The organism is Mesorhizobium sp. BR1-1-2 (assembly GCF_020165435.1).
In the GTDB taxonomy this organism is placed as follows: Bacteria; Pseudomonadota; Alphaproteobacteria; order Rhizobiales; family Rhizobiaceae; genus Mesorhizobium.
Genome location: NZ_JAIUID010000011.1, coordinates 118,768 through 131,268 on the forward strand (window position 1 = coordinate 118,768; position 12,501 = coordinate 131,268).

Consider the following 12,501-nt stretch of genomic DNA (forward strand, 5'->3'; position numbering starts at 1 on the left):
CGATGGCGGGCACAACAACCACACCAGCTGGCTCCGCCGGCCGGCGCTTCGCCTCTCTGTTCATCACTCACGGCATCCTGATCACCGGCGCGGCGTTCATTCTCCTGCCTTTCCTGTGGATGCTGGTGACCTCGATCAAGCCGCCGGAAGAGGTGTTCAACGCCCAGCTCAGGATCTGGCCGAAACATTTCTACGGCTTCGAGAATTATGCGATGGCGCTGACCAGTGCGCCGCTGCTGCGCTTCGCACTCAACGGCGTCATAGTGTGCGGCGGCATCCTGCTCATCCAGCTTCTGGTCGCCATCCCATGCGCCTACGCGCTGGCCAAGCTGAAGTTCCCGGGCCGCAACCTGCTTTTCGTCCTCGTCCTGCTCGGCCTATGCGTGCCCGAACAGGTGCCGGCGCTGCCGATCTACATCGCGTTGGCGAGAATGGACCTGCTGAATACCTATTTCGCCATGATGGTGCCCTTCTTCCTCTCAGTGTTCGCGATCTTCCTGTTCAGGCAGTTTTTCCGTTCCTTCCCCGACGACATCATTCATGCCGCGCGGCTCGACGGGATGAGCGAGTTCGAGATCGTGTGGCGCATCGTCACGCCCAGCGCCATGCCGGCGATCGCCGCCTTCGCGGTGTTCTCCTTCGTCGCGCACTGGAACGACCTCTACTGGCCGCTAATCGTCATCTCCGACGTCAACCTGGCGCCGCCGCCCCTCGGCATGATGTTCTTCTCGGACGCCGAAGCCGGCACCAATTACGGCGCACTGACGGCCGCCGCGACCATCCTGACCGCGCCACTGCTGCTCGCGTTCCTGTTCGCACGCCGCCGCTTCATCGAAGGCGTCACGATGACCGGGGTGAAATAAAACTGACAACTGGCGCGGCTAGAAGCCCGGTCGCGCCGTTCCCCCACACCTTTCGCGGGGCAAGGCGGCATCATCGCCTCAAGAGCATCGGGCAAATCGCATAACCGGAGGAAAGCCTTAATGAAATTCTTGTCAAAGATCATCGCGGCCTCGGCCGTATTGCTGGGAGCGGCGTCGACAGCGCTGGCCCAGTCCCCCGTGACGCTCGATGTCTACTACGCATTCCCGGCCTTCGCGAAGTTCCATGAGCCGCTGGCCGCGGAATTCATGAAGGAACATCCCGACATCAAGATCCAGTTCCGCGCGCCGGCGGCCAGCTACGACGAAGGCCACCAGGCCATGCTGCGGGCCTCCATCACCAACAACCTGCCCGACGTCTATTATTCGGGCTATCACGTCCTGCATGAACTGGTCGGCAAGCTGAAGGCGCGCAACCAGATCTTGGACCTCGGCACGATGATGGACGCCGAAGCGAAGGAATGGCGCGACGCCAACTACGCCGACAACATTCTCGACCTCGGCCGGGTGGACGGCAAGCTCTACGGACTGGCCTTCAACGCTTCGATGCCGATCATGTTCTACAATGCCGACCTGGTTAAAAAGGCCGGCGGCGACCCCGACAACATGCCCACCGACTGGCCGGGCATCATGGAACTCGCCAAAAAGATCAAGGCCACCGGTTCCGGCATCGCCGGCCTCGCTTACAATATTCATGACTGGCCCGACGAATGGCTCTGGGACGCCATGCTGATGCAGGGCGGCGGCGAGCTGACCAAGGACGGCAAGGTGGCCTTCGGCGACGAGCACGGCCTGAAGGCGCTGGAATATTTCCGCAGCTTCGTCACCGATGCCGGCATGCCGTTGATCGACTGGGATCAGTCGCGCCAGGCCTTCATCGCCGGCCAGATTGGCATCTTCTTCGATACGCCTGCCCGTCTCAGCCAGGATACCGAACTGATCGGCGACCGATTCAAGCTGCGTACCGCGGTCTTCCCGGTCGACGACAAGGAAAAGGGTGGCTTGCCCACAGGCGGCAACGCGGCGGTGATCACTGCCTCCGACCCGGCCAAGCAGAAGGCGGCCTGGGAATTCCTTAAATTCGTCACCGGCCCCAAGGCGCAGGAGCAGGTCGTCAAGATGAGCGGTTACCTCCCGACCAACAAGGCCGCCACCGGGACCGACTATCTCGGCCCGTTCTACGAAGCGAACCCGAATTACGCCACCGTTGCCAAGCAGATGGCACTGTCGCGCCCGTGGCCCGGCTATTCGGCGGGCAACACGGTCCGCATCTGGCGCACCCAACGCGAGATCATCAGCAAGGTCATGAGCGGCGACGTATCGATCAAGGACGGGCTCGACAGCCTCGTCTCCGAAACACAGGCACTCATGAAATAAATCGCCATGCCACGCGCGCCGGCCGGCTTCGGCTGGCGCGCCTTTTTTAAGGTGGCGCCGATGTGGCGCCCTTCTTGTGTCAGCCCTCCCTTCACACTGCCGGACCTCCCGATGCTCATTGCACAGATCAGCGATTTTCATATCCGACCCGACGGCCAGATGGCCTATGAGGGGCTCGAGACCAACACCATGACTCGTCGCGCCATCGCGACCGTCGCCGCGCTCGATCCGGCGCCCGATTGCGTCCTCGTCACCGGCGATCTCGCCGATTGCGGTCGCCCGGAAGAGTATGCGCTTGTCGCCGACATGCTGTCGGCCCTGCCCATGCCCGTCTTCGTCATCCCTGGCAACCACGACCGGCGTGAGACAATGCGCGAGGTGATGGCGCCGAAATTCCCCTATCTGAGCCAGTCGCCGGACTTCCTGCATTATACGATCGAGGACCTTCCAGTCCGCCTCATCGGGCTGGACACGGTGCAGCCGGGCGAGGACGGTGGTGCGATCTGCGAACGGCGCGAAGCCTGGCTCGGTGAGCGTCTCGCCGAGGGCGACGGCCGCCCGACCTTCGTCTTCATGCACCATCCGCCCTTTCCCGTCGGCGCGCACGGCATGGACATCATGATGTGCGTCGTCGGCGACGGCTTCCGCGACATGATCAGGTCCCACGCCGAAATCGAGCGGGTGGCCTGCGGGCACTATCACCGGCCCATCACGACGCGCTTTGCCGGCACGGTCGGCTTCGTCGCGCCGGGCGTCGCGCACCAGGTCGCGCTCGATCTTCGTCCGGGCGAGCCCAATCGCTTCATCTTCGAACCGCCGGCTTTCGCCCTGCACGCCTGGTCGCCGCAGACCGGTGTCGTTTCTCACGTCGTCCCGATCGGCGATTTCGGCCCCGCCCACGATTTCGTCACCGATGTCGACTACCCCGGGAAAAACGAGACATGAGCGACTACCATCAAATCCTGAAAGACGCCGATGCCATCGCACGCAAGGCAGCCGCGACGTTGATGTCGATGCGCGAGGAGCGCCTCGACGTCACGCGCAAGGAAGGTCTGGACATTGTCACCGCCGCCGACCTCGCTTCGGAACGCATTGTCATCGACGGGCTGCGCGCGCTTACACCGCAAGCTTGCATCCTGTCGGAAGAAGCCGGCACGACGGGAACCTTGGGCGAAAGCCGCTGGATCGTCGACCCGCTCGACGGCACGATAAACTACGCGTCCGGCCTGCCGTGGTTCTCCGTCACCATGGCCTATCAGGAGCAGGGTGCGACGAAGGTCGGCCTGACCGTCGCGCCCGCCGCCGGCTTCGAGGCGCACTACACCAGCGACGGCATCGCGACCGTCAACGGCAAGATGGCCAACGTCTCGACAACTTCGAGACTGGCCGATGCGGTCATTGCCGTCGTGCTGACGTCGCACTTTTCGGCCGAGGAGGTGGCGCGCACAGCAGAGATCGTGCGGCGGCTCGGCGTCGGCGCGCGTGGCGTGCGCGTCATCGTCTCTGGGGCCTTTGAATATTCGATGGTCGCCGCCGGCCAGCTTGATGCGGCGGTTTCGATCAAGGCCGACGTCGTGTCCTACGCGGCTGCCATGCCGCTGCTACGCGCAGCAGGAGGCAAGGTCACCACGCTTTCAGGTCCCGACTCCACAGACGAGGACACGCAGAAGGTCGGCTCGAACGGGCTCATTCACGACGAACTTCTTGAAGCGCTACGCGGCCTGTGACACCTGGCGCGCAAACCGGAGCGAGCATGCAAGACGCATTGATCATATTCGACTGCGACGGCGTGCTGGTCGACAGCGAACCGCTGGCGGCGCTTGCCTACCGGCGGGTCTATTCGAAACACGGCATGGAACTCGACCCGCAGGCGGTCCTGCAATGCGTCGGCATGAAGCAGACCGATATCCTGGAGCGCATCAGGCTCACGACCGGCCATCGTCTTGAGGAGCATCAGACCACGGATTTGTGGGACGAGGTGAAAGCGCTCTTCAGCGAAAGTCTGCAGCCGATGGCAGGCCTGAAGCCCTTCCTTGAACGGCTGTCCAATCCCCGCTGCGTCGCCTCATCCTCCTCGCTGGAGCGGATACATCACAGCCTTTCGGTCACGGGGCTCGCGAAATTCTTCGGCGAGAACATATTCTCATCGTCAATGGTCGCGCGCGGGAAGCCCGCCCCCGACATCTTCCTGTTCGCCGCCGAACGGATGAGCGTCGAACCGAAGCGCTGCGCGGTTATCGAGGACTCGCCCTTCGGCGTGCAGGGCGCAGTCGCCGCCGGCATGACGGCGATCGGCTTCATCGGCGGCGGCCACACCTATTCGGGGCATGCCGAGAAACTGCGCGTGGCCGGTGCCCGGACCATCTGCGCCGACTGGGACGAAGTCGAGCGCGAACTCGTTTCTCTGGAGTTGATCGCGCCCGTCTCCGTTTAGATTTCAGGCCCAGCGAACGCCGGGCAGCAGATGATCCGGCACCGCCTTTTCCTGCTCGAACACCGTCGAAAGCGCCGGGTCGCCGAATGTAACAGATGGACAGGATTCCGTAATTGGGTGTGAGGGTTTCAGGATCACGTCGTCCATCGATAAAACATGGTGCCTTCGCCGAGCTCCGACATCAATCCGGCCGACTTCCGCATTACCTTGGACCGCATGAAACACGTTGAAGTGTGCGTTTGCCAGCGAACTTTCGACCGGTACCAGAGGTACCGCTAACACGATCATTGTCAGGTAGCCGAAGTTGGTCCAAAAAGAGCCGTGCCGTTGACGATCACCGCGCCGGCTGACCCAGCGAATCGTCCAATTGCACCGCCGCCGCCACGCCCTGACGAACGCGAGGCCGCCTTAGATTTCTCTGCTTTCTCTTTTTCACTTGACGCGGTTCTTCGTTTGAGAGCGCACCCGTCACGCAGTCGACCACGTTGAAAGCAACAAAGTCCGCTTCCAATTGCTCGGCGAGGCTCGCCGCATCCTCCCTGGGCTTGTCATGGGAATCGTGCCAGAGCGCGATTCCGATGCGTGCACGCGGTGCGAGTCGCCTCAAGCGCCTCACGACGAATACCGCGTGTTTGAATGAATCGCGGTTGAGGAAGCCCACGACGACTGCGTCGCGAGCTTCAAGCGGAAGTTTCCGGATCCGCGCGGGGAGGAGGTCACGGTGGCTCGCGGCCACGCAATCCGCACCCTCGATCGAAATGACCTGCGCGAGCATCGCAGCGGCCACATCGTCGAGGTCTCCGCGCCCGCCGATACACAGCACTGACTTCCCAGCACCATCCGGGAGATCAGGCGCAAACTCGGCTTGATCCTCGTCCTCTTCGCCCGGATCTGCGCTCGCGCCTTCTTTTTCCGCGTGCTCGTCTTCTTCCTCTTCTTCTTCCTCCGCGGCGATCTCGTTGAGGTTGGCCACCAGGGTGCGGGCGTTTTCGGCAAGGTTCGCCAACTGACTTGCCGTCAGCGCGCCCCGAGCCCGGTCCTGTTCACCAAGCAGCAACGCCGGAATCGCAACAGTGCTGTGGAACTCGATCAGGTATTTCTCCTCGAGCATTTCTTCCGCGTTGTCGGTGGCTTCGTCGATATCGTCGGCAAGAAGCCGCTGGTACAGACGCTCCTTCGGGTCAAGCACCGGCTCATCGCCAAACAGGATCTGCAGGAATTCGAACTGGGGCACGTGCCGTCCAAGCACGACAAGGCAGACGGTCAACGGCGTCGACAGCACCAAGCCGACCGGGCCCCATAGCCAGGCCCAGAAAACGGCGGCTACGATGATCGCCAGCGGCGAGAGGCCCGTGTGCGAGCCGTAGAGCCAGGGCTCGACGACGTTGCTGATTACAAGCTCTGCCAAGATGAAGAGAGCGCCAGTCCATACCAGTAAGCTCCAGCCGGGAGCCACTGCGAAGGCAAGAAACAAAGGTATCACCGCCGCGATAACCGGACCGATAAAGGGTACGAACCGCAAGACAACGGCCAACATGCCCCATAGCAGGGCGTTGGGAATGCCAAGAAACCAAAGACCTATTGCAAGGGGGACGCCGTAGACGATGTTCACGACCAATTGCATGAGCAGATATTGTCCAACGCGACTGCCTGCATCCTGCAATGCCTGGGTCGTGCGATGGAGATCGCTGTAGCCCACAAGGCGAATGAATCGATCCCGCAATTCTTCGCGCTCGAGCAGCATGAAAATCACCACGATGATGACAAGGCCGGTCGTGGCGAGTGGTCCGATCAGCGGCTCGATGATGTTCCTCAGCGTCTCTATCGGACGCTGGGGCGAGAATATCTGAACCAGAAGCGGATCCTGCTGCTTCGTGGTTTGCTCCACATCTGCTTGCTCGTTGGATTGGGATTTGTTTATTTCAGTGTTGACGCGTTCGAATACCTTGCCGAGCCGGCTGATAAGGCCGTCTTCGGATCCCGTCTCTTTCAAGGTCCGAATCTTCTCGAGGATGTTGGATTGGTATGTCGGAATGTCCTGCGCGACCTGGCTCACCTGCGTGGCAACGATCAGGCTGAACAGCGACACGAGGACGAAGGCCGATGCAACCGCGCCAAGCACAGCGATCATTCGCGGCAGCTTCAACTTTCGGAGCAAAGAAACAATCGGCGCCAACGCAAATGTGAGAAGGACCGCTATTGCCAATGGCAGCAGGACCTCCTTGGCGACGTAAAGAATGGCGACGGTAGCAATCATCGCCACGACGGTTGCCAACTTCGATGTCATAAAAGCAGGGGGCATGATGGGACCTATCTGCAATCTCGCGATTTAGAGGACGGCCATGGCCTAACCGCGCAAAGGGCGCGCTAGTCCGTATACTGGCACCTCCTCAGCTTCTGGCCAATGACCTGGTTCGCTACACCGCATGTGTGATGATCTCGAACTTTTGCAGGGGATGTAGCCGAAGGGTGTGGATCATCGGAACATCTGCGGCGTCCCTCCCGACGGCGACCAAGATAAGCCCGGACGACAGCCTGCTTCTCGCCGATGCGAGCCGAATGGGAATCGCAGGCCTTTTTGTCCAGCCGCGCTTGGTAAACGAACTTTTCCGATCCGGGCCTGCTACTGGATTTCCGCTTCCGCAACAGGGCCATGCTGTTCGATCTCGGAGATCTTTCGAGGCTTTCGCCACGCGAAATCCTGCGGATCTCGCACCTCTTCAGGCTGTCGCTTTACAGCGCAAGCCCGGAAGTCCGCGGTCAAAAATTTTTATCGAGCAAAATCAGTTGTTCAGAGGAAAGCCGATGGTACCGTTGGCTGGGATCGAACCAGCGACCTCCGGATCCACAATCCGGCGCTCTAACCAGCTGAGCTACAACGGCACGTTTGCCTGAGCGGGATCGGTGGACATAAGTCCCCTCGAGCGCTCTGTCGTTCGGCGATGCGTCCTTACGGGCTTATGGATTTTAATTCAAGGCTTTTGCAAAGCAAAGGTCACTTGCCCACATGGAAGCGGATCCGCGGACAAGAAAAAGGCCGGCGGGAGGAGGTGCCGGCCTTTTCCTGTTACGAGCCAGCGGGAGGAGGTGCTGGCTGGTCACCCCGGAGGCGGAGGGAGGAGGTTCCGCCGACCGGGTATTCGTTGATGGCTGCCATCATACATATGATCATTTCAAAGAAAATGCGACCTTTTGTTACATCTTCTGATCATGCGCAAATATTAGGCGGCCTTGATGTCCTTCATCGCCTTCTCGAAAACGGTCTTGATCGGCTTGGAGACATCCTCGGCCGCCTTGGAGGCGACGGCCTGGAATTCCTTGGCCTGCTCGACGGTCATTTCGATGCGCTTGCGCAGGAACGCGGTCTGCAGCTCCACGACTTCCGACAGCGATTTGGCGCCAATCAGCGCCTCGAGATGCGAAAAGCCCGCTTCGGCATTGGCGCGCAGTGCGGCAATGGTCTTGAGCGACAGGTCGCTGGAAATGGTCTTGGCGGACTCGTATGTGGATTCCAGGGCCTTCTGGGTTTCCTCGGCGCCAGTCTTGAGCTTGGCGTAGGCCTCCTTCGACTGCTCGACGCCTTTCTCGGCGAAAGCGCGGATCTGGTCGGTGGCCTTGGAAGCGTCAAAGCTCGGGAATTCAACGTTTTCGATGGTCTCGGCAGTCTTGGTCCTGGACATTTTCCATCCTTTTCAGCGGTAGCGGCTTTGACGGAAAGCCGTCTCGTTCATGTATGATGGCAATATAAAGGCAATTTTTGTGCATTGCAATATCTTTGTTGCACTGCACCATATATTCCGTCTCGGCCGTTAACCAAGAGCCGAAATTCAGGCCTATGCACGTTCTGGCTTGTGGACCTTCGCGCCGCCGGCTTTTATTAACAAAGCGTTAACTGCAAAAATGCCCGCTGCATGAGGATTTCGCCAGCGCATGCCGTCCGAATATTCCTTTCTCGACGTCGCCGTGCTCGACGCGGTCCGCCAGCGCTTCGCCGCCGGCGACGCGATCGCGATCCTGTCGGCGAATCTGGAGCAGGTGATCTGGGCCAATGGACCGGGTGCCGCGGTGTTCGGCTATCCCGACATCGAAAGCATCATCGGCGCCGAGGCACGGCTGCCGCTGATCGCCCGCCGCCAGATCATGGCAACCAGTGGATTTCCCGACATCGGCAGCGACCGAAGCATCACGGTCAGGCTGGCGACCGGCATGACCAGCCGCGCCATCGGCTTCCTTGCAAGCGCTGTGACGCTGCCCGACGGCGAGAACGCCATCATGCTGGCGGTGCCGGCGGCGCAGACCGGCTCGCGCAGTGCGGCCGAAATCGCCGGCAAGGCCATCAGCGGCTTCACGGAAGATGGCCATTTCATCGCCTTCATCGACGCCAGCGGCAATGTCGAAGCGGCATCGGAGAGCTTTTCGCAGCTCGGGATCGAGCCCGCGACGCTGGCCGCACTGGTGGCCGACGTCGCGAATGAGGGCGATCGCATCGTCAAGCGGCTGGTTCCGGGCGGCGGCACATCCTATCCGGCGGGGCTCGCCCGACTGACGCCTGAGCGGCATTTGCTGGTGGTGATCGACGAGAACAGGCTCGACGACGGCGGGCTTGCGGAGGGAACTTCAGCCGGCGAGCGTTCGGAAGGACGTGACCGCTCACAGGCCGTCGCCAAGGATATCTCGGAACCGGAGGCACAAGCCGCTGCCGAAGCGGCCGTGCAAGAGCCGGCGGCGTCAGAACCCGGACAGCCGGCGGCAAGCGGTACGCCGGCACAGCACGACCATTGGTATTTCAATGCCGGCGAGGACGGGAGGCATGCGCGCGGCCCAGCCGCGCCGGACGCCGAAGCCGTGACTTCGCCAGCTACCGCCGAAGGTCCAGCCGAGAACGCGAAGCAGGATGTCCAGCCTCCAGCTGTCCCGGCAGCCCCGGCCGCCAGGGCCGTGGATCGCACGGCGGCGCCGATGCGTTTTGTCTGGCGCACCGACGCCGAGGGCAGGTTCAGCGCGCTGTCGCCGGAGTTCGCCGACGTCGTCGGCAAGCCGGCCGCGGACGTCATCGGCCGCCGTTTCAGGGACGTCGCGGCGGCCTTCGGGCTCGATGCGTCCGACGAGATCGCCGGTCTCCTGGAGCGGCGCGACACCTGGTCCGGCCGTTCCGTGCTGTGGCCGGTCGTCGGCACCGACCTGAAGATCCCGGTCGACCTGGCGGCGCTGCCGGTCTATGGCCGCAGCCGTGCCTTCGAGGGCTTTCGCGGTTTCGGCGTCGCCCGCGCTGGCGACGCCATCGTCGATCCGGAAGCGATCGGCATGGCGCTGGTACCCAACAGTGAGGCGCCTCAGGCGCCGGAACCGGTCGAACCCGCGCCTGAGGCGACGAAGGCCGAGGAGCCGAAGCCATCGGATCCGTTCCGGGGCGAGGTGCCGGCGCTGACCATCGTGCCGAAGCCCGAACGCCGCTTTGCCGACAAGGTGATCCGGCTTGCCGAACATCGCCAGCCGGCCAACGACAAGGGTCTCTCGACCCTGGAACGCAGCGCTTTCCGCGAGATCGGCGAGCGGCTGAAGAAGGAAAGCAACCCGGCCGAGCCGGAGGCCGAAAAACCGGCTCCGGACAATGCCGGGCAACCGGAGGCGGCAACGCCGGCGGAGCCGTCCAGGAAACCAGCGGACGCCCGCAAAAACCTTGCGCCAAAGGATGAAGCCGCATCGGCCGAGCCCTCAGAAACCGATGTCGATGCCGAGGACGCAGACGATCTCGCCCGGCTTGACGGCGAACGGCCGGACAAAACGGCTGATGAGGAGCCCGCCGACAGGGCAGCCGGGGTGACGGGTTCGCTGCTCGACTATGCCGAGCGGAGCGAGGAACCAGCGCCGGTCGCCGACAACGATGGCGAGACCCCGATTTCCGAACCGGCGGCGCAGACGGAACGGGAGAGCGAAGAGCCCGTCGCGGCGGCAGGCGAACCGGCCGTCGCCGGCGCGAATGATGACATTGCCGACGACGAGAGCATGACATCAGCCGATTTTCGCGATGCCGAGGACATTGAGGACTGGGTCGGGGACGAGGAAGCGTCCGCATCCGATGAGCAGGCCGCAACCGCCGAGGGGGCCACCGGCACAAGCGACGCGGTGGAGGCTCCGGTCGAGCGGCCACGCCTCAAAGTGCCTCCGCTCAAGCTCGAAGGGTTCGTGCCGTCGGCCTTTGCGGTCGGAGACGAGAGCAAGGCTCCCGACACCACGCTCCTGAGCAAGCTGCCCGTGCCGCTGCTCATCCATTCCGGGGATGAACTTCATTACGCCAACGAGGAATTTCTCGTGCTGACAGGCTATGAGACGCTCGATGAACTGGCGGATGCCGGCGGGCTGGGCGCGCTGTTTGCCGATCCCTATGGCCATGACGGCGCCGCCGAGGGCGCCGACCGGGCGTTGCGGCTGAAGACGCATGGGGGGCAGGAATTTCCGATCGAGGCTATCCTGCGCTCGGTTCCGTGGCGCGACGGCAAGGCGCTGATGCTGGTGGTGCGCCGTTCGGGCGAGGATGAGGCACCGGCGGCACTGCATCCGGCCGGCGACGAGCAGGCGCAGCCCGATATTTCCGAGCTCAAGGCGCGCATCGCCGAGATGCGCACCATCATCGATACCGCCACCGACGGCGTCGTGCTGATCGGCCGTGACGGCGCGATCCGTTCCATAAGCCGTCCAGCCGAGGCGCTGTTCGGCTTCGACAGCGACGACGTGACCGGCAAGCCGTTCGCCTCGCTGTTCGCCATCGAAAGCCAGCGCGCGGCGCGCGACTATCTCGACGGCCTGTCCGAGCCCGGCGTGGCGAGCGTCCTGAACGACGGCCGCGAAGTCATCGGCCGCGAGGCGCAGGGCCGTTTCATTCCGCTGTTCATGACCATCGGCCGACTGCCCAACGACAGCGGCTTTTGCGCGGTGGTGCGCGATATCACGCAGTGGAAGAGGGCCGAAGAGGACCTGACCCAGGCGCGTGCGGTGGCCGAGCGCGCCTCCTCGCAGAAGACGGATTTCCTCGCCCGCATCAGCCACGAGATCCGTACGCCGCTCAATGCCATCATCGGCTTTTCCGAACTGATGGTGGACGAGAAGTTCGGGCCGGTGGCCAATGACCGCTACCGCGATTATCTGCGCGATATCAACCGATCGGGCAATCATGTGCTCGATCTCGTCAACGATCTTCTCGACATCTCCAAGATCGAGGCCGGCCAGCAGGAAATGGCCTATGAAGCGGTGTCGCTCAACGACACGCTGGCCGAGACCGTGGCGATGATGCAGCCGCAGGCCAATCGCGAGCGCGTCATCATCCGCTCCAGCTTCGCGTCGCGGCTGCCGGAAGTGGTGGCGGACCTGCGCAGCGTGCGCCAGATCGCCCTCAACATCCTGTCGAACGCTATCCGCTACACCCAGGCCGGCGGCCAGGTGATCGTCTCGACGGCCTACGAGACCTCGGGCGATGTCGTCATGCGCGTGCGCGACACGGGCATCGGCATGAGCCAAGCCGAGATCGAGCAGGCGTTGAAGCCGTTCAAACAGATCAATGCATTGAAGCGTGGGCGCGGCGACGGCACCGGTCTCGGTCTGCCGTTGACCAAGGCGATGGTTGAAGCGAACCGCGCCCGGTTCATCATCACCTCGACGCCAGGCGAAGGAACCCTGGTCGAGATCGCGTTCCCATCGACGCGCGTGCTTGCGGAATAGCAAGCTCCCGTGCGTCCAGCCGCCCGAAAAAGAAAAGGCGCCCAACAGGACGCCTTGAAAGATGGGATTTGCTGTCACAACGGGGGCTTGAGC

At 62.7% G+C, this 12,501-nt stretch carries 9 protein-coding genes and 1 tRNA gene; 6 read left to right on the forward strand and 4 right to left on the reverse strand.

What is annotated here, in order from left to right; translation table 11 throughout:
* The first annotated feature begins 2 nt into the window (after positions 1 to 2).
* The 5 genes from LB551_RS22495 to LB551_RS22515 all read left to right on the forward strand — a co-directional run bounded on the left by LB551_RS22495 (position 3) and on the right by LB551_RS22515 (position 4,692).
* Positions 3 to 863 (forward strand): carbohydrate ABC transporter permease, encoded by an 861-nt coding sequence (locus LB551_RS22495; RefSeq protein ID WP_224660536.1) that lies wholly within the window; start codon positions 3 to 5, stop codon positions 861 to 863.
* 120 nt (positions 864 to 983) lie between these two features.
* Positions 984 to 2,258 (forward strand): ABC transporter substrate-binding protein, encoded by a 1,275-nt coding sequence (locus LB551_RS22500; protein WP_224628204.1) that lies wholly within the window; start codon positions 984 to 986, stop codon positions 2,256 to 2,258.
* A gap of 111 nt (positions 2,259 to 2,369) precedes the next feature.
* Positions 2,370 to 3,203 carry a phosphodiesterase gene (locus tag LB551_RS22505; protein ID WP_224628205.1) on the forward strand — a complete coding sequence of 278 codons (834 nt, stop codon included), beginning with the start codon at positions 2,370 to 2,372 and terminating at the stop codon, positions 3,201 to 3,203.
* Complete coding sequence (locus LB551_RS22510; RefSeq protein ID WP_224660523.1) at positions 3,200 to 3,985, forward strand: inositol monophosphatase family protein; 786 nt, start codon at positions 3,200 to 3,202, stop codon at positions 3,983 to 3,985. Before LB551_RS22505 ends, LB551_RS22510 begins: the two co-directional genes overlap by 4 nt.
* 26 nt (positions 3,986 to 4,011) lie before the next feature.
* Positions 4,012 to 4,692, forward strand: a complete 681-nt coding sequence (locus tag LB551_RS22515) for an HAD family hydrolase (protein WP_224660524.1) — start codon at positions 4,012 to 4,014, stop codon at positions 4,690 to 4,692.
* Between the two features lie 3 nt (positions 4,693 to 4,695).
* Here the strand turns inward: LB551_RS22515 and LB551_RS22520 are convergent, their stop codons facing one another.
* The 4 genes from LB551_RS22520 to LB551_RS22535 form a co-directional block, all read right to left on the reverse strand.
* On the reverse strand, positions 4,696 to 4,980 hold the full coding sequence (locus LB551_RS22520; RefSeq protein ID WP_224660525.1) for a hypothetical protein: 285 nt from the start codon (positions 4,978 to 4,980) through the stop codon (positions 4,696 to 4,698).
* A 46-nt stretch (positions 4,981 to 5,026) separates the two neighbouring features.
* Positions 5,027 to 6,994, reverse strand: coding sequence for an AI-2E family transporter (locus LB551_RS22525; RefSeq protein ID WP_411970961.1), 1,968 nt, complete (start codon positions 6,992 to 6,994; stop codon positions 5,027 to 5,029).
* 504 nt (positions 6,995 to 7,498) lie between these two features.
* Positions 7,499 to 7,575 (reverse strand) — tRNA-His (locus tag LB551_RS22530).
* A 338-nt stretch (positions 7,576 to 7,913) separates the two neighbouring features.
* The gene (locus LB551_RS22535; protein ID WP_224660526.1) at positions 7,914 to 8,372 is read right to left on the reverse strand and encodes a phasin; all 459 of its coding nucleotides are present in this window, start codon (positions 8,370 to 8,372) and stop codon (positions 7,914 to 7,916) included.
* A 250-nt stretch (positions 8,373 to 8,622) separates the two neighbouring features.
* On the opposite strand from LB551_RS22535, the gene LB551_RS22540 reads away from it, so the two are divergent.
* Positions 8,623 to 12,408: a PAS domain S-box protein gene (locus LB551_RS22540; RefSeq protein WP_224660527.1), complete on the forward strand. Its 3,786-nt coding sequence runs from the start codon at positions 8,623 to 8,625 to the stop codon at positions 12,406 to 12,408.
* Positions 12,409 to 12,501: the final 93 nt, after the last annotated feature.

Coding starts and splice junctions, on each gene's coding strand:
- LB551_RS22505 (WP_224628205.1), top strand. CDS start 2,370: ATGCTCATTGCACAGATCAGCGATTTTCATATCCGACCCGACGGCCAG.
- LB551_RS22535 (WP_224660526.1), bottom strand. CDS start 8,372: ATGTCCAGGACCAAGACTGCCGAGACCATCGAAAACGTTGAATTCCCG.
- LB551_RS22540 (WP_224660527.1), top strand. CDS start 8,623: ATGCCGTCCGAATATTCCTTTCTCGACGTCGCCGTGCTCGACGCGGTC.
- LB551_RS22495 (WP_224660536.1), top strand. CDS start 3: ATGGCGGGCACAACAACCACACCAGCTGGCTCCGCCGGCCGGCGCTTC.
- LB551_RS22500 (WP_224628204.1), top strand. CDS start 984: ATGAAATTCTTGTCAAAGATCATCGCGGCCTCGGCCGTATTGCTGGGA.
- LB551_RS22520 (WP_224660525.1), bottom strand. CDS start 4,980: ATGATCGTGTTAGCGGTACCTCTGGTACCGGTCGAAAGTTCGCTGGCA.
- LB551_RS22515 (WP_224660524.1), top strand. CDS start 4,012: ATGCAAGACGCATTGATCATATTCGACTGCGACGGCGTGCTGGTCGAC.
- LB551_RS22510 (WP_224660523.1), top strand. CDS start 3,200: ATGAGCGACTACCATCAAATCCTGAAAGACGCCGATGCCATCGCACGC.
- LB551_RS22525 (WP_411970961.1), bottom strand. CDS start 6,994: ATGCCCCCTGCTTTTATGACATCGAAGTTGGCAACCGTCGTGGCGATG.